The sequence below is a fragment of the Vibrio sp. 1-2 (7-a) genome (assembly GCF_013048515.1).
In the GTDB taxonomy this organism is placed as follows: Bacteria; Pseudomonadota; Gammaproteobacteria; order Enterobacterales; family Vibrionaceae; genus Vibrio; species Vibrio diabolicus.
On the sequence record NZ_VHSQ01000013.1, the window covers coordinates 25,417 to 43,112 of the forward strand.

General features: G+C 47.6%; 17 protein-coding genes. 7 read left to right on the top strand and 10 right to left on the bottom strand.

Annotated features, from left to right (window positions below; translation table 11 throughout):
- Positions 1–75: 75 nt before the first annotated feature.
- The 5 genes from ilvG to ilvA are packed head-to-tail and all read left to right on the top strand — an operon-like array spanning position 76 to position 6,375.
- A complete protein-coding gene (gene ilvG, locus FKN08_RS20445; protein ID WP_005394061.1) occupies positions 76–1,722 on the top strand; it encodes an acetolactate synthase 2 catalytic subunit in 1,647 nt (548 codons plus the stop codon).
- Positions 1,723–1,733: 11 nt separating this feature from the next.
- Positions 1,734–2,018 carry an acetolactate synthase 2 small subunit gene (gene ilvM / locus FKN08_RS20450; RefSeq protein ID WP_005378958.1) on the top strand — a complete coding sequence of 95 codons (285 nt, stop codon included), beginning with the start codon at positions 1,734–1,736 and terminating at the stop codon, positions 2,016–2,018.
- 12 nt (positions 2,019–2,030) lie between these two features.
- The gene (gene ilvE, locus FKN08_RS20455) at positions 2,031–2,969 is read left to right on the top strand and encodes a branched-chain-amino-acid transaminase (RefSeq protein WP_005378953.1); all 939 of its coding nucleotides are present in this window, start codon (positions 2,031–2,033) and stop codon (positions 2,967–2,969) included.
- A 14-nt stretch (positions 2,970–2,983) separates the two neighbouring features.
- Positions 2,984–4,825: a dihydroxy-acid dehydratase gene (gene ilvD, locus FKN08_RS20460; protein WP_170892807.1), complete on the top strand. Its 1,842-nt coding sequence runs from the start codon at positions 2,984–2,986 to the stop codon at positions 4,823–4,825.
- Between the two features lie 2 nt (positions 4,826–4,827).
- Positions 4,828–6,375, top strand: a complete 1,548-nt coding sequence (ilvA, locus tag FKN08_RS20465; RefSeq protein ID WP_104971093.1) for a threonine ammonia-lyase, biosynthetic — start codon at positions 4,828–4,830, stop codon at positions 6,373–6,375.
- A 54-nt stretch (positions 6,376–6,429) separates the two neighbouring features.
- On the opposite strand, the gene punR is transcribed toward ilvA, so the two are convergent.
- The gene (gene punR, locus FKN08_RS20470; RefSeq protein WP_005394068.1) at positions 6,430–7,332 is read right to left on the bottom strand and encodes a DNA-binding transcriptional activator PunR; all 903 of its coding nucleotides are present in this window, start codon (positions 7,330–7,332) and stop codon (positions 6,430–6,432) included.
- A gap of 152 nt (positions 7,333–7,484) precedes the next feature.
- Between punR and punC the strand changes: the two genes are divergently transcribed.
- Positions 7,485–8,690 carry a purine nucleoside transporter PunC gene (punC, locus tag FKN08_RS20475; protein ID WP_170892808.1) on the top strand — a complete coding sequence of 402 codons (1,206 nt, stop codon included), beginning with the start codon at positions 7,485–7,487 and terminating at the stop codon, positions 8,688–8,690.
- A gap of 45 nt (positions 8,691–8,735) precedes the next feature.
- Here the strand turns inward: punC and FKN08_RS20480 are convergent, their stop codons facing one another.
- Entirely contained in the window at positions 8,736–9,512 is a 777-nt protein-coding gene (locus FKN08_RS20480) for a transporter substrate-binding domain-containing protein (protein WP_005394073.1), read from the bottom strand.
- A 115-nt stretch (positions 9,513–9,627) separates the two neighbouring features.
- On the opposite strand from FKN08_RS20480, the gene FKN08_RS20485 reads away from it, so the two are divergent.
- Positions 9,628–10,368 (top strand): amino acid ABC transporter permease, encoded by a 741-nt coding sequence (locus FKN08_RS20485; RefSeq protein ID WP_170892809.1) that lies wholly within the window; start codon positions 9,628–9,630, stop codon positions 10,366–10,368.
- A gap of 81 nt (positions 10,369–10,449) precedes the next feature.
- On the opposite strand, the gene glmU is transcribed toward FKN08_RS20485, so the two are convergent.
- From glmU to atpE, 8 genes are all read right to left on the bottom strand, one after another.
- Positions 10,450–11,811, bottom strand: coding sequence for a bifunctional UDP-N-acetylglucosamine diphosphorylase/glucosamine-1-phosphate N-acetyltransferase GlmU (glmU, locus tag FKN08_RS20490; protein WP_170892810.1), 1,362 nt, complete (start codon positions 11,809–11,811; stop codon positions 10,450–10,452).
- Between the two features lie 149 nt (positions 11,812–11,960).
- Positions 11,961–12,383, bottom strand: a complete 423-nt coding sequence (locus FKN08_RS20495) for a F0F1 ATP synthase subunit epsilon (protein ID WP_005378937.1) — start codon at positions 12,381–12,383, stop codon at positions 11,961–11,963.
- 18 nt (positions 12,384–12,401) lie between these two features.
- Entirely contained in the window at positions 12,402–13,805 is a 1,404-nt protein-coding gene (gene atpD, locus FKN08_RS20500; RefSeq protein WP_005383849.1) for a F0F1 ATP synthase subunit beta, read from the bottom strand.
- Between the two features lie 35 nt (positions 13,806–13,840).
- Entirely contained in the window at positions 13,841–14,707 is an 867-nt protein-coding gene (gene atpG / locus FKN08_RS20505; RefSeq protein WP_170892811.1) for a F0F1 ATP synthase subunit gamma, read from the bottom strand.
- A gap of 44 nt (positions 14,708–14,751) precedes the next feature.
- The gene (atpA, locus tag FKN08_RS20510; RefSeq protein ID WP_005394084.1) at positions 14,752–16,293 is read right to left on the bottom strand and encodes a F0F1 ATP synthase subunit alpha; all 1,542 of its coding nucleotides are present in this window, start codon (positions 16,291–16,293) and stop codon (positions 14,752–14,754) included.
- A gap of 13 nt (positions 16,294–16,306) precedes the next feature.
- Positions 16,307–16,840, bottom strand: coding sequence for a F0F1 ATP synthase subunit delta (gene atpH / locus FKN08_RS20515; RefSeq protein ID WP_005394085.1), 534 nt, complete (start codon positions 16,838–16,840; stop codon positions 16,307–16,309).
- Positions 16,841–16,854: 14 nt separating this feature from the next.
- Positions 16,855–17,325, bottom strand: coding sequence for a F0F1 ATP synthase subunit B (atpF, locus tag FKN08_RS20520; protein WP_031780375.1), 471 nt, complete (start codon positions 17,323–17,325; stop codon positions 16,855–16,857).
- Between the two features lie 74 nt (positions 17,326–17,399).
- Positions 17,400–17,654, bottom strand: a complete 255-nt coding sequence (gene atpE / locus FKN08_RS20525; RefSeq protein ID WP_002540812.1) for a F0F1 ATP synthase subunit C — start codon at positions 17,652–17,654, stop codon at positions 17,400–17,402.
- Between the last annotated feature and the right edge of the window lie 42 nt (positions 17,655–17,696).

Sequence of the window (17,696 nt, forward strand, 5' to 3'; positions counted from 1 at the left end):
AAGAATGGGAGTGCACATGAAGTGCAATAAATATGGCAATCGCTACGAGCCACAACGTAGCAAAGGAGGTTTACGATGACTGGTGCACAACTTGTCGTAGCCGCTTTAAGACAGCAAGGCATCGAAACCGTTTTTGGCTACCCTGGCGGGGCCATCATGCCAATCTACGATGCTTTGTATGACGGAGGGGTGGAACACATCCTATGCCGTCATGAGCAAGGGGCCGCCATGGCCGCCATCGGTATGGCTCGTTCCACACAAGACGTTGCCGTATGCATGGCAACTTCCGGCCCAGGGGCCACTAACCTTGTTACCGGCCTTGCCGACGCTTTCCTTGACTCCGTACCTCTAGTTGCCATCACAGGCCAGGTTGCTAGCTCTCATATCGGTACCGATGCATTCCAAGAAATGGATGTGATCGGAATGTCCCTAGCCTGTACTAAGCACAGCTATCTCGTGACCGAAATTGAAGACCTAGCGCCAACGCTAGCCGAAGCGTTTGAAGTGGCCAAAACGGGTCGTCCGGGTCCAGTCATTGTCGATATCGCCAAAGACGTTCAACTGGCTCAAACCCCAACAGATCTACTGCCTCCATACGTAGCGCCTGCAATCGAAGATGTCAGCGCTGAAGACATTAAGCGCGCACAAGATGTACTGGCAGCCTCAACTCGCCCAGTGTTGTATGTTGGTGGTGGCGTGCAACTCGCTAAAGCAACCGATGCAGTACGCGAATTCCTTCGCTTAAACCCAATGCCAGCAGTTAGCACACTAAAAGGCCTCGGTACCATTGAACGCCATGACCCTCACTATCTTGGTATGTTGGGCATGCACGGCACCAAAGCCGCTAACCTAGTGGTTCAAGAAGCCGATCTATTGATCGTGGTTGGCGCACGCTTTGATGACCGTGTGACGGGTAAGCTCGACACGTTTGCACCAAATGCGAAAGTGATTCACATCGACATTGATGCTGCGGAGATTCATAAACTGCGCCACGCCAACGCACCATTGCGTGGCGACATCAACACCATTCTTCCTCAGCTAGAGCTGACTCAAGATATCTCACCGTGGGTACATCACAGTGAAAGTCTGCGTAGCGGCTTTAAGTGGCGTTACGACCACCCGGGCGAGTTAATCTACGCACCGCTATTGCTTAAACAACTGTCAGACATGATGCCAGACAGCTCAATTGTCTCGACTGATGTCGGTCAGCACCAGATGTGGGCAGCGCAACATATCCAGCCACGCGAACCACAAAATTTCATCACTTCTGCTGGCCTTGGCACCATGGGCTTTGGCTTGCCAGCAGCGATGGGTGCAGCAGTCGCACGTCCTGATGATCAGTCTATCCTTATTACAGGTGACGGTTCATTTATGATGAACGTGCAGGAATTGGGCACGCTGAAGCGTCGTCAGATTCCAGTGAAGATTGTCCTTCTTAATAACCAACGTCTTGGCATGGTTCGCCAATGGCAGTCGCTGTTTTTCGACGGTCGCCACAGTGAAACCATTCTTGATGACAACCCAGACTTCGTGATGCTTGCCAAAGCGTTCGATATCCCGGGCAAAACCATCACCAAGAAAGAAGAAGTCGAACCTGCTCTCAAAGAGATGCTAGCGAGTGAAACTTCTTACATGCTTCACGTTTTGATTGATGAAGAAGAAAACGTGTGGCCATTGGTGCCACCTGGCGCATCAAACAGTGATATGTTGGAAAATACATAGGAGACAATCGCATGGACAGATATTTACTCGACATCAAAGCCGATGACAAACCGGTACTGTTGGAGCGCGTTCTACGTGTGATTCGTCACCGAGGCTTCGTGATCAAACAAGTCGCTGCTACGCAAAACCACGAAAGCAAAGTAGCCAGCGTCGAGATCATCGTCGACAGCGATCGACCAATCTCGTTTTTGATCAATCAAATAGAGAAGTTGTGGGACGTTCGTAAGGTTGAGGTGCTAAAAATCCGCAACGATGAACTGCCAAATCACAACTTACAACAACACGTAAGTGCATAAGGAAGGCAACAAATGGCAACGAAAACTGCAGATTTCATTTGGTTTAATGGTGAGATGGTTCCATGGGCAGAGGCGAACGTTCACGTTCTGACTCACGCAATGCACTATGGTACATCCGTGTTTGAAGGCGTGCGCTGTTACAACACACCAAAAGGCCCAATTGTCTTCCGTCACCGTGAGCATGCACAACGTCTAAAAGATTCTGCCAAGATTTACCGCTTTCCGATCCCTTTTTCTGTAGAAGAAATCATGGAAGCGACCCGCGAAACACTGCGCCAAAACAAACTCGATAGCGCTTACATTCGTCCATTGGGTTTTGTCGGTAATGTTGGCTTAGGCGTATGTCCACCAGTTGGCACTGAGATGGATCTAATCATTGCAGCATTTCCTTGGGGCTCTTACTTAGGCGAAGAAGCGCTAGAAAAAGGTGTCGATGCGATGATTTCAAGCTGGAACCGCGCTGCGCCAAACACCATCCCAACTGCGGCTAAAGCAGGCGGTAACTACCTATCTTCACTACTGGTTGGTGGTGAAGCGCGTCGTCACGGTTACGACGAAGGTATCGCACTGAGCGTTGATGGTTACCTATCAGAAGGGGCTGGCGAAAACATCTTCGTTATCAAAGATGGCGTGATCACCACACCACCAGCAACCAGCGCGATTCTGCCGGGCATTACTCGTGATTCGATAATGACGATTGCACGCGATAAAGGTTATGAAGTGCGTGAAGCCAATATTGCACGTGAAGCGCTTTACCTTGCTGATGAAGTCTTCATGACAGGTACGGCAGCTGAAATTGTGCCAGTGGCAACCATCGACAAAATTGAAGTGGGCACAGGTAAACGCGGCCCAATCACTAAAGAACTACAAGCAGCCTACTTTGGCCTATTTGACGGCACCACGGAAGATAAGTGGGGCTGGTTAGACTATGTGTACCCAGAACAGAAGTAAGAAGGATTTAAGAAATGCCAAAATATAGATCAGCTACCACCACACATGGTCGTAACATGGCGGGTGCACGCGCGCTGTGGCGTGCAACGGGTGTGAAAGAAGAAGACTTCGGTAAACCAATCATTGCCGTCGTAAACTCGTTTACTCAATTTGTTCCGGGTCACGTACATCTTAAAGACATGGGTCAGCTTGTCGCACGTGAAATCGAAAAAGCCGGCGGCATCGCAAAAGAATTCAACACCATCGCGGTTGATGATGGTATCGCAATGGGTCACGGCGGCATGCTGTACTCACTGCCTTCACGCGAACTTATCGCAGACTCTGTAGAGTACATGGTCAATGCGCACTGTGCCGATGCCATGGTATGTATCTCTAACTGTGACAAAATCACTCCGGGAATGTTGATGGCATCCATGCGTCTCAACATCCCGGTTATCTTTGTTTCTGGTGGCCCAATGGAAGCGGGTAAAACCAAGCTTTCTGATCAGATCATCAAACTAGACCTTGTTGATGCAATGATCCAAGGCGCGGATCCAAAAGTATCTGATGAGCAAAGCGAGCAGATCGAACGCAGCGCATGTCCAACCTGTGGATCGTGTTCAGGCATGTTCACGGCAAACTCGATGAACTGCCTAACAGAAGCGCTGGGTCTTTCTCAGCCGGGCAACGGTTCTATGCTGGCGACGCACGCTGATCGTGAACAGCTATTCCTTAACGCGGGCAGACGCATTGTTGAACTGACTCGTCGTTACTACGAGCAAGATGACGAATCCGCGTTGCCACGCAACATCGCAACTTATGATGCCTTCGAAAATGCAATGGCACTGGACATTGCCATGGGTGGTTCAACCAACACCATTTTGCACCTGTTAGCTGCAGCGCAAGAAGGTGAAGTGGATTTCGATATGGAAGATATCGATCGCCTATCACGTCAAGTACCACACCTATGTAAAGTGGCACCATCTACCCAGAAATATCACATGGAAGACGTACACCGCGCTGGTGGCGTCATGGCGATTCTTGGTGAATTGGATCGTGCTGGTCTACTGCACAATGATGCTCGCACCGTACTGGGTCTTTCAATGAAAGAGCAGTTGGCAAAATACGACATCATCCAAACGGAAGACGAAGAGGTACTTAAGTTCTACCGCGCAGGCCCAGCGGGTATTCGTACCACCCAAGCGTTTTCGCAAGATTGTCGTTGGGATCGCCTTGATGACGACCGTGCAGAAGGTTGTATTCGCGCGAAAGACAACGCCTTCAGCCAAGAAGGTGGCCTAGCCGTTCTATCAGGCAACATCGCATTAGATGGTTGTATCGTTAAGACTGCTGGTGTGGATGAGAGCATTCATAAGTTCACTGGCCCAGCCGTGGTATTTGAAAGCCAAGAAGATGCGGTGGAAGGCATCTTGGGTGGCAAAGTCAAAGCAGGCGACGTGGTTGTTATCCGCTATGAAGGTCCAAAAGGTGGCCCGGGCATGCAAGAAATGCTTTATCCAACCACTTACCTAAAATCGATGGGCCTTGGTAAAGAATGTGCACTGCTGACTGACGGTCGTTTCTCTGGTGGTACATCAGGACTCTCCATCGGCCATGCTTCTCCTGAAGCCGCTAACGGCGGTGCTATTGGACTGGTGAAACCAGGCGATATGATCGCGATTGATATTCCGAACCGTTCAATTTCACTCCAAGTGTCTGAACAAGAACTTGCTGAGCGCCGTGCAAAACAAGATGAACTTGGCTGGAAACCTGTTGATCGTCAAAGAGAAGTTTCCTTTGCACTTAAAGCGTATGCGAGCATGGCCACCAGTGCTGACAAGGGTGCAGTACGAGACAAGTCGAAGCTAGAGGACTAGCAATGATGGAATCTCAACCCGAAAAGAAAGTAAATCAAACTGGCGCAGACTATCTGCGCCAAATCCTTCGCGCACCTGTTTATGAAGTAGCAACAGTGACGCCACTGCAAGAAATGCCTCGTTTATCTGCACGTATTGGTAACAATGTGCAGATCAAGCGCGAAGATCGCCAACCTGTGCACTCATTTAAATTACGCGGTGCGTACAACATGGTGGCAAGCCTAACTGAAGCACAGAAAGCCGCTGGTGTCATCGCAGCATCGGCAGGTAACCACGCTCAAGGCATGGCGCTGTCTGGCACTAAGCTGGGCATCAAAACCACCATCGTGATGCCAAAGACCACGCCGGATATCAAAGTCGACGCCGTACGCAGCTTTGGTGGCAATGTGGTGCTGCACGGCAGCAACTTTGATGAAGCAAAAGCAGAAGCCGAACGTTTGTCAGAGCAATATGGCTATACTTTTGTGCCCCCCTTTGATCACCCACTGGTGATCGCAGGTCAAGGCACCATCGGTATGGAAATGCTGCAGCAAAATGGTCACCTTGATTACATCTTTGTTCCTGTCGGTGGCGGCGGTTTGGCCGCTGGTGTTGCGGTACTCGTGAAGCAGTTAATGCCAGAAATCAAAGTCATTGCCGTAGAGCCGGAAGACTCATCTTGTCTAAAAGCCGCGCTGGATGCTGGTGAACCTGTCGTACTAGACCAGGTCAGCATGTTTGCCGATGGCGTCGCTGTAAAACGCATTGGTGAAGAGACGTTTCGTCTGTGCCAAAAGTACATTGATGGCCACATTGCGGTCTCTAGTGATGAAATCTGCGCAGCCGTAAAAGACATCTTTGAAGATACCCGTGCGATTGCTGAGCCTTCGGGTGCGCTTGCTCTGGCGGGGCTGAAAAAGTTTGCTGAACAGAACAAGCTGAAAGACAAAAACCTAGGTACGGTACTGTCTGGTGCAAACACCAACTTCCACGGGTTACGCTATGTTTCTGAGCGCTGTGAGCTTGGTGAAAAACGTGAAGGTTTGTTGGCAGTGACGATTCCTGAACGCCAAGGAGCATTCTTTGAATTCTGTAACCTCATTGGCGGCCGTGCAGTTACGGAGTTTAACTATCGTTATAACGATGACGAACTCGCTAATATCTTTGTCGGTGTTCGTCTGCAAGGTGGTCAAGAAGAGTTGGAAAACATCATTCACGATCTACGTGAAGGTGGCTATCCGGTGGTCGACCTTTCTGACGATGAAATGGCGAAGCTACACGTTCGCTACATGATCGGCGGGAAGCCATCGAAGCAACTCAAAGAGCGCCTCTACAGCTTTGAATTCCCAGAGTATCCTGGGGCGCTACTTAAGTTCTTAAGTACACTCGGCACACACTGGAATATCAGTTTGTTCAACTACCGTAACCACGGCGCCGACTACGGACGCGTTTTATGTGGTTTCGAGTTAGATGAAGGAGATTTAGCTCAGTTTTCTGCGCATTTACGCGAACTTGGCTATCAATGCAAAGACGAAACAGACAACCCGTCTTACAAGTTCTTCCTGTCATAAAAAGCCACATTCCAAACATATCAAATAAAACACCTCGCTATTGCGAGGTGTTTTTTATGACTGTAACCAATCTTGATGTAGTTGATTAGGCGATCCTAGGTAATCCACCATCCATTGGATCAATTTATGATTATCATCTTTGCGCCAGACCAAGCAACAATGACTGAGCGGCTTATCATCTGGCATCACCTTCTCCACCAGCACACCATCATTGATCAGTGGCGTTGCAATATGACGTGGCATATAACCCACGCCAACTCCATTTTTCAAACATTCAATTGCACTGTACCAGTTGGGTAGTAACAATCGGCGTTGTTGCGGATAATGGCCAGTATGGCGCTTTGGCAGCACGTTCGAAGTATCATCAAGGCAGATCGCCGGAAATTGACTCACAAACTCTTCAGTAAGCACTTGTTGGCGAACACAGGGATGAGCGGGAGACATCACAAATGCCCAATCCAATACGCCCATATCTTTGACTTCAAAATCCCCACCAACGGGAACCGCAGACGTGGCTCCAACGACTATATCAGCTCGTCCTTGTGCTATGGCTTCCCAAGAACCATTGAAGACCTCCATATTGATCTGCAATTCAGCAAATTCAAACTCGCGATAAAAATCTTCCACCAAAGGTTTGAGCTTCTCTAACTTCACCACGTTATCTAAGGTCAGCTTTAACGTGCTCTTCCATCCTTGAGCTGCTCGGCGTGTTTGTGCTTTCACCTCTTCCATTTGACGCAGCAAAGAGCGAGCCTCAGCCATAAAAAGTTCACCTGCTGGAGTTAACTCCACTTTCCTCGGTAAGCGTCGAAACAGCACCACATCTAAATCTTGCTCGACCTGCCTTACTCCATAACTGATGGCTGAAGGGACTTTATGCAGCACCTCAGCCGCAGCGGTGAAACTGCCTAAACGGGCAACCGTATCCAGCATTTCCAGAGACGCTTTAGAGAACATGATTTAACCTTTCAAAAAATTTGATTGATAACCAACAATTTTAGCGTTTTATTTTCTTAAAATCGAAAAATAGAATAATAAGGTAAATAAATCAGGGTTGGCGCCAACTGATGTTGATTAAAAAATGATTAAATAATTTGACTGGTTGAATCATGAAAATATCAAAACTACAGCTCATTTATCTGGCAGCATTATCGATGCTTGGCTTCGTTGCTACCGATATGTATCTTCCAGCATTCAAAGCGATGGAAATCGACTTTGCAACAGGCCCAGAGCAAATAGCGCTCTCTTTAACGGTATTCCTAGTTGGTATGGCGGTTGGCCAGCTAATGTGGGGATTGGCATCCGATAAATTTGGCCACCGCAATACACTCGCGGCCGGGTTAGTGCTGTTTACTATCGCGTCATTCGGTTTGGCTTTCTGTGACCAAGTATGGCAACTACTGACACTGCGCTTTATCCAAGCTATCGGTGTATGTGCACCAGCAGTGATCTGGCAAGCCATGGTCATTAAACGCTACTCAAGCAGCAGTCAGCAAATTTTCGCAACGATCATGCCGTTAGTCGCGCTATCACCAGCGCTAGCACCTCAATTAGGGGTAGTATTGGCAGATAACTTCGGCTGGCACAGTATCTTTATTACGCTAACACTAGTTGGTGTCTTCTTGGTCTTTGCGACAATGGCCCAAAAAGACGAGAAAGCAGAAATCAAACAAACCAGTATTTCTGCCGACATCAAAGCGCTGCTGAGTTCTAAAAAATACCTTGGCAACGTATTTATGTTTGCGACGGCTTCGGCTGCATTCTTTGCTTACCTAACTGGTATGCCAGAAATCATGGCGCAACTAGGCTATGAAGCAAAAGATATTGGTTTGAGCTTTATCCCACAAACTATCGCGTTTATGGCTGGTGGTTACTTGGGTAAAGTCGGCGTTCGTAAATTTGGTGATGAAAAAGTTCTACGTCAATTGATTGGACTATTTAGTGTCGCGGCAATAATGATATTCATTGCCTCACAATGGGAACTGTCTTCTATCTGGCCAATTCTAGCGCCTTTCTGTTTAATTGCGGTAGCCAATGGTGCGCTATACCCAATCGTAGTAAACCGCGCGTTGGCAAGTGCTAAGCAAAGCCCTGCAACAGCTGCAGGCCTGCAAAACAGCTTACAAATTACTGTGAGCAGTCTATCAAGCGCATTAGTTGCTGCAATGGCAAGCCAAGCCCAAATGGTAACGGGCGTTGCAATCATCATCTGTATGGGTGGTCTTTGGATGGGTTACATATTATCTAACCGTGAATTGGCTCAGCACTTCACGACTCCAGACAATGCTCGTGTAGTGAGTGAAGACGAACTTTAATTGTTCAGATAATAAAAAAGAGCTGCGTAATGCGGCTCTTTTTGTTTATAAGCTTTTCAACCCCCACTTCTTGGCAGTCAGCTTGAAAAAGCCTTGGGTCTTTTTCAGCTCAACCCAATGGTTGATGTAATTAATCCATACTTGATCGTCTTGAGGCAACAGCATCGCAATTGGTGTCGGTTTACGCGGAGCGGTCACTGGTACTATCGCCAGTTGTTTAAACTTGTCCACCAACGTCGCTGCTTCCACATTGGACGTCACCGATACATCGGCCCTGCGAGCTAGTAATTCTTGGAAGTCGCGCGCTGGCGCTTCAATCACAATGTGTTGAGCCAGCGGGAAAAACTCTTTCACCATTTTTTCTTGCACCGTTCCTAGTGTCGCCGCGACTTTCACATCAGGCGTATTAAAATCTGCCCAATCAGAGAATTTGGCGAGATCTTTCTTTTGCACAACGGGTACAAAGGCAAGGTAGAAATACGGTTGGCTGTATCCAGCGACTTTCGCGCGCGACATATTCAGGGACGCGCTGCCAGTAATATCGTATTTGTTGGCGGTAATGCCATTGACTAGTGTCTTCCAATCCGTGGCTACATACTCTACTTTTACACCGAGATCTTTAGCAAGCTCGGTCGTTACGTCGATATCAAAGCCACGATAACTGTTGGTTGCAGGGTCTTTCATCGTCATCGGATTCCAATCTCCCGTCGTTCCAACACGGAGTACACCACTGTCTAAAATGGATTGAAGACGGCTTTCAGCATGAGCAATTTGAGTTGCAGCAAGTAAACACATTCCTAGCGCTAGTAAAATCTTTTTCATTTTTATTCCCTTAAAAATAATGACCTTATACGGTTTAATGATTAACCTTTATTAAAGCTCTATTGATAACATAGCAGCAACAATGGAAGTTTTTTAGTTAATTCAGGGAGTAAATGTGACCTTTCGAACTCTATGGCTGATTTCGCTGCTGTTGCTCACAGGTTGCTCAGATTATCAATGGGGCTGGTATGTGCTCGATCCCTCCACGGAGCAAGGACTCACCAATCTGAAGTTTTTAATCGCCGGATTTAGTGACACCATCCAAGTATCACTCCTCAGTATGTTATTTGCGATGACCTTAGGTTTAATCATCGCCCTACCGGCTCTGTCGAACTCTCCCTACTTGAAGTGGATCAACCGCATTTATGTCGAGGTAGTCCGTTCAGTGCCTGTTTTAGTCTTACTACTTTGGGTGTATTACGGCATGCCAACGCTGTTGGATGTCTCACTCAATCACTTTTGGGCGGGTGTTATTGCACTGACCATTGCTGAGAGTGCGTTTATGGCGGAGGTGTTTCGCGGCGGAATCCAAGCCATCAGTCGTGGCCAGCATGAAGCGGCTGAAGCTTTGGGCTTAAGCTATTGGCAAAAGATGCGCTTGGTAATTCTTCCTCAAGCGTTTCGGCAAATTCTCCCGCCACTGGGCAATCAATTTGTCTACATCCTCAAGATGAGCTCTTTAGTCAGTGTTATTGGTTTAAGCGATCTCACTCGCCGTGCCAATGAGCTGGTGGTGAATGAATACTTACCCCTAGAGATTTATACCTTCCTCGTTTTGGAGTACTTGTTGCTCATTCTATTCGTATCCCAAGCCGTTCGTTGGCTCGAAAAACGCATCGCCATTCCCAGTTACTAACGATGAAGCCTTTAGCTAGAAACAACAAAGCCGCTCTTGTTGAGCGGCTTTGACAATATAGCGACAGAGTGCAGGTACTGCTTATTTCTGTTTTACAGGGCGTTGCCAGCCATTAATTTTGCGCTCTTTGACGCGAGTAATCACTAACTCGCCTTCTTCAACATCTTTTGTCAGCGTCGTGCCTGCACCGATGGTTGCGCCATCAGCGATAGTGACAGGCGCCACCAGCTGACTATCAGAACCAACAAATACATCATTACCGATGATGGTTTTAAACTTGTTCGCACCATCGTAGTTACAAGTAATCGTACCGGCACCGATGTTCGTACGTTGACCGATTTCAGCATCACCAAGGTAAGTTAGGTGGTTCGCTTTTGAGCCTTCTCCGATACGCGCATTTTTAACTTCTACGAAGTTACCCACATGGGAATCGTTACGCATCTCAGCACCAGGACGAAGGCGAGTAAATGGACCAACGGTACATTCTTCACCAACCGTTGCACCTTCAATCACACTGTAAGGGCGAACGATGGTGTTGTCGTCGATTTCGCAATCTTTCAGTACACAGCCAGCACCGATAACCACGTTATCACCGAGTGATACTTTACCTTCAATGATAACATTCACGTCAATTTCACAGTCCATACCGCACTGCAACTCACCACGCAAATCAAAGCGTGCTGGATCGCGTAGCATCACACCTTGCTCTAGTAGCTTCTGAGCTTGCATTGATTGGAAGGCACGCTCTAGACGAGCCAGTTGAGCACGGTCGTTGACCCCTTCCACTTCAATCGCGTTTACTGGGTGTACTGCCTCGACGGCGCGACCTTCATCGTGTGCGGCTGCAATAACGTCAGTTAGGTAGTACTCGCCTTGCGCGTTGTTATTGTTTAAGCCAGACAACCAACGCTTAAGATCCCCACCAGTCGCAACCATCACGCCAGTGTTGATCTCTTTAATTTGCTTTTGTTCTTCCGTTGCGTCTTTTTGCTCAACAATCGCAACAACAGGACCATTTTTACGAATAATACGACCATAACCTGTTGGGTTATCAAGCATCACTGTAAGCAGTGCAATACCACCCGTTGGTTGAGCATCCAACAAGCTCTCGATGGTTTCGGCTGAGATTAATGGCACATCACCATAAAGCACGAGGATTTTCTCATCGTCTTCAAAGCGAGGAGATGCTTGGTCAACCGCATGGCCAGTTCCCAACTGATCCGCTTGCAGCACCCAGTTTACTGGCTCTTCAGCAAGAGTGGTTTGCATTTGATCACCACCGTGACCAAATACTAAGTGAATATTTTGTGCACCAAGACCAGTACATGTATCAATCACATGTTTTGCCATTGGCTTCCCTGCCAAAGTGTGTAGCACTTTAGGCATGTTCGAATGCATACGGGTACCTTTACCCGCAGCAAGAATCACAGCACTGAATTTCATTGAGAACCTATTGACGTTTTATGTTAATTGGCCGTTATTTTAAACAGCTCTTTTAAAATAGTTAATGGAGTAAGGTAAATTTCCAACTAAAATTAATCAAAAAGGCGACCATTTGGCCGCCTTTTGTCATGCAACGTTGCTAATTGAGCTTAGCGACGCTTTTTTGTCAGCTCGATAACTCGTAGCTGAGCAATGGCTTTAGCCAGTTCACTGGCCGCTTGTGCGAAGTCCATGTCACCATGCTGATTCTGGATTTGCTCCTCAGCGCGGCGCTTGGCTTCTTCTGCCTTAGCTGCGTCTAGCTCTTCACCACGGATAGCGGTATCAGCCAGTACAGTCGCTGTACCAGGCTGAATCTCTACCATACCACCAGAAACATAAATGATTTCTTCGTGGCCGTGCTGTTTCACAATACGCACCATACCAGGCTTGATAGCGGTCAGCAGCGGTGTGTGACCATGGAAAATACCAAGTTCACCTTCGCTACCGGTCACCTGAAACGTTTCAACACGACCAGAGAAGATTTTCTTCTCAGCGCTTACTACGTCTAGGTGAAAGGTTATTGCTGCCATATCGCCTCCTAGTTAGCCTTATAGCTTCTTCGCATTCTCAATAGCATCGTCGATGCTACCGCAGTACATGAATGCCTGCTCAGGAATGTCGTCGTATTCACCAGCTAGTAGACCTTTAAAGCCACGTAGAGTCTCTTTTAGAGGTACGTAAATACCAGGGTCACCTGTAAATACTTCTGCTACGTGGTAAGGCTGAGTTAGGAAACGCTCAATCTTACGTGCACGAGATACAACTTGCTTATCTTCTTCAGATAGCTCGTCCATACCTAGGATAGCAATGATGTCTTTCAGCTCTTTGTAGCGCTGAAGTGTCTGCTGAACGCCACGAGCAACTTCGTAGTGATCTTGACCAACTACTAGTGGATCAAGCATACGAGATGTTGAATCTAGTGGGTCGATCGCAGGGTATAGACCCATTGCAGCGATGTTACGGTTAAGTACAACCGTTGCATCCAAGTGCGCGAACGTTGTTGCTGGAGACGGGTCAGTCAAGTCATCCGCAGGTACGTATACCGCCTGTACAGACGTGATAGAACCTGATTTCGTTGACGTGATACGCTCCTGAAGTACACCCATCTCTTCTGCAAGAGTTGGCTGGTAACCTACCGCAGAAGGCATACGACCTAGCAGTGCCGATACCTCTGTACCTGCAAGTGTGTAACGGTAGATGTTATCAATGAACAGTAGTACGTCACGACCTTCGTCACGGAAACGTTCTGCCATTGTTAGACCAGTCAGTGCAACACGTAGACGGTTACCTGGTGGCTCGTTCATCTGACCGTAAACCATTGCTACTTTAGATTCTTCAGGCTTCTCAACGTTTACAACGCCCGCTTCCTGCATCTCGTAGTAGAAATCGTTACCTTCACGAGTACGCTCACCAACACCCGCAAATACGGATAGACCTGAGTGCTGTAGTGCGATGTTGTTGATAAGTTCCATCATGTTAACGGTCTTACCTACACCAGCACCACCGAATAGACCGATTTTACCACCCTTAGCGAATGGACAAATTAGGTCGATTACTTTAACGCCCGTTTCTAGAAGTGCGATCTCGTTTGATTGTTCTTCGTAGCTTGGTGCGCTGCGGTGGATAGAGTAAACCTCTTCCGCGCCCACTTCACCACGCTCATCAATCGCGTCACCTAGGACGTTCATGATACGACCTAGAGTTTTAGTACCGACTGGTACTGAAATTGGAGCGCCAGTGTTAACCACTTCAACTCCACGACGTAAACCATCAGAGCTACCCATTACGATACAACGAACTACGCCACCGCCTAGCTGTTGTTGAACTTCAAGAACTAGACGCTCTTTTGAGTCCGTTACGTTTAGAGCGTCATATACACTAGGTACATTGCTCTGTGGGAACTCTACGTCGACTACCGCACCGATGATCTGTACGATCTTACCTGTAGCCATCGTTAATCCTCTAAACTATTTCGTTTTACCTAAGCTTAAACCGCAGCTGCACCACCAACGATTTCCGATAGTTCTTGTGTGATCGCAGCCTGACGGGCTTTGTTGTACACAAGTTCCAAATCGTCAATCAAGTTGGTTGCGTTATCCGTTGCAGCCTTCATCGCAATCATTCGAGCCGCTTGTTCACAAGCAAGGTTCTCAACCACACCTTGGTATACCTGAGACTCTACGTAACGCACTAGTAGCGTATCCAGTAGAGGTTTTGGCTCAGGCTCATAGATGTAGTCCCATGAGTGCTCACGCTGCATCTCTTCGCTGTCCGATTTAGGCAAAGGTAGCAATTGATCGATCGTTGGTTGCTGAACCATAGTATTCACAAACTTGTTGAATACTACATATAGACGGTCCAGTTCACCTTCATCGTATTTCTTCAGCATTACGCCAACAGAACCGATTAGGTCTTCTAAGCTTGGGTTATCACCCAGGCCAGAAACCTGTGCCGCAACTTTTGCGCCACCATGTTTAAAGAAAGCTGTTGCTTTTGAGCCAACAACGGCAAGCTCAATCTCAGCACCTTTCTCTCTCCATGCTTGTATGTCTGTAACGGCTTTTTTGAACACGTTAATGTTCAAACCACCACACAGACCACGGTCTGTCGAAACGATGATGTAACCAACACGTTTAGCTTCACGCTCTTCTAGGTACGGATGACGGTACTCTAGGTTTGCGTTCGCCACATGACCGATCACTTTACGCATTGTTTCAGCGTATGGACGAGAAGCTTCCATTGCATCTTGAGAACGACGCATTTTTGAAGCTGCTACCATTTCCATCGCTTTCGTAATTTTCTGCGTGCTTTTAACACTACCGATTTTATTACGTATCTCTTTTGCGCCGGCCATCGTTACTCTCCGTTAGTTGGTGGCAGAAACTGCCACCGACCTAATTACCAAGTTTGGGTTGCTTTGAAGTCGTCAGTCAGTTTCTTCAACTGAGCTTCGATTTCATCGTTGTAAGCGCCAGACTTGTCGATCTCAGCTGCTAGTTCAGCGTATTGACCGCGAGCGTACGATAGTAGAGCCGCCTCGAAATCTAGAACTTTGTTAAGTTCTACATCATCAAGGTAACCGCGCTCTGCCGCGAAGATAGTTAGAGCTTGGTCAAATACAGACATTGGAGCGTACTGCTTCTGCTTCATTAGTTCTGTTACTTTTTGACCATGGTCTAGCTGTTTCTTCGTTGCTTCATCAAGGTCAGAAGAGAACTGAGCAAATGCTGCTAGTTCGCGGTATGCAGCTAGTGCTGTACGGATACCACCTGATAGTTTCTTGATGATTTTCGTCTGAGCTGAACCACCTACACGAGATACTGAGATACCTGGGTCAACCGCTGGACGAACACCGGCGTTGAATAGCTCAGTTTGTAGGAAGATCTGACCATCGGTAATCGAGATTACGTTAGTCGGTACGAATGCTGAAACGTCACCTGCTTGAGTTTCGATGATAGGAAGAGCAGTCAATGAACCAGTCTTACCTTTCACTTCACCGTTAGTGAAACGTTCTACGTACTCTTCGTTTACACGAGCTGCACGCTCTAGTAGACGCGAGTGTAAGTAGAATACGTCACCTGGGAATGCCTCACGGCCTGGTGGACGTTTAAGTAGTAGAGAGATCTGACGGTAAGCTACCGCTTGCTTAGATAGGTCATCGTAAACAATCAGTGCGTCTTCACCGCGATCGCGGAAGTATTCACCCATCGCACAACCTGCGTATGGCGCTAGGTATTGCAGCGCTGCAGATTCAGAAGCTGATGCAACTACAACGATCGTGTTTTGTAGTGCGCCGTGCTCTTCTAGTTTGCGAACTACGTTAGCGATAGTCGATGCTTTCTGACCAATTGCTACGTAGATAGAGAAAATACCAGAGTCTTTCTGGTTGATGATCGCGTCGATCGCCAGTGCTGTTTTACCAATCTGACGGTCACCGATGATAAGCTCACGCTGACCACGACCGATAGGGATCATTGAGTCAACTGACTTATAACCAGTTTGCACAGGTTGGTCTACCGATTTACGGTCGATTACACCTGGTGCGATCACTTCTACAGGCGAAGTCATTTTCGCTTCGATTGGACCTTTACCATCGATAGGCTCACCTAGCGTGTTTACTACGCGGCCTAGTAGTTCTGGACCAACTGGCACTTCAAGAATGCGGCCAGTACCTGTAACTTTCATGCCTTCCTTAAGGTCAGCATATGGGCCCATTACAACCGCACCAACCGAGTCACGCTCAAGGTTAAGTGCCAGTGCATAACGGCCACCCGGTAATTCAATCATTTCACCTTGCATCACGTCCGCTAGGCCGTGGATGCGGATGATACCATCGCTTACCGATACGATAGTACCCTCGTTGCGAGCTTCACTAACAACTTCGAAAGATTCGATACGTTGTTTGATTAGATCGCTAATTTCCGTGGAATTAAGTTGCATGCTCCAATCCCCATTAAGACTGCAATGCATCGCTCAGGCGGTTCAAACGACCACGCGCTGAGTCATCGATGACTAGGTCTCCGGCTCGAATAATAACCCCACCAAGTAGGGTCTCATCTACACTGCAATTCAGCTTCACTTTGCGTTCAAGACGCTTTTCAAGTTTGCTGCCAATGTTTGCAAGTTGCTCATCAGAAAGTTCTGTTGCTGAAATGACTTCAACATCGATTTCTTTCTCATGCTCTTTCTTCAGAGTGTAAAACTCTGTGCAAACATCAGGAAGGGCCGCTAAACGACCATTCTCAGCCATCACCTTCAAAAGGTTTTGACCGTGCGTATCAACTTGTTCGCCGCAAACTGCAACAAAAATCTCTGCCATTTTATCAGCAGAAACCGAACCGGTTAGAAGTTCGTTCATTTGTTCGTTTTTGGCCACTTCAGCAGCAAAAGATAACATTTGGCCCCATTGGTCCAACTGGTCTTTCTCTAAAGCAAAGTCGAAGGCTGCTTTAGCATAGGGGCGTGCGATAGTAGTCAAATCAGACATATGCGCCCCCAGACTTAAAGTTTTGCAGTAATGTTGTCGAGAATATCTTTTTGCGCATCTTTATCGATAGAACGCTCAAGGATTTTCTCAGCACCAGCTACAGCCAGAGTAGCAACTTGTTTGCGCAGGTCATCGCGCGCACGATTGCGTTCAGCTTCAAGTTCTGCTTCTGCTTGCGCTAGGATTTTCTGGCGTTCTGCCTGAGCTTCCTCGCGAGCTTCATCAAGAATTTGAGACTTGCGCTTGTTCGCTTGTTCGATGATCTCAGTTGCTGTGCGCTTCGCTTCTTTCAATTGATCAGAAGCGTTGGCTTGTGCTAGATCCAAGTCTTTCGCAGCACGTTCTGCTGCTTGAAGGCCATCAGCAATTTTCTTCTGACGCTCTTCGATCGCTTTCATCAATGGTGGCCATACATACTTCATGCAGAACCACACAAATAGTGCAAACGAGATTGCTTGACCTAGCAGAGTTGCGTTTATGTTCACAACAGCTACCCCTCTATTTGGACTTAGTGTTAATCAGTGACAAGCGCTAATCGCTCGTCCCGAGTTAAAGGTGATTAACCTAGTTGACCAACGAATGGGTTTGCGAAAGTGAATAGTAGCGCGATTACGATACCGATCATTGGAACCGCATCAAGTAGACCCGCGATGATGAACATCTTAACTTGTAGCATAGGAGCCATTTCTGGTTGACGTGCAGCACCTTCTAGGAATTTACCACCTAGCAGTGCGAAACCAATCGCTGTACCAAGAGAAGCAAGACCGACGATAATACCTACGGCGATTGCAGAAAAGCTCAGTAAAGTTTCCATTACTATCTCCAATTTATAGTTGTTGGCTTAGTGCCCAAATAA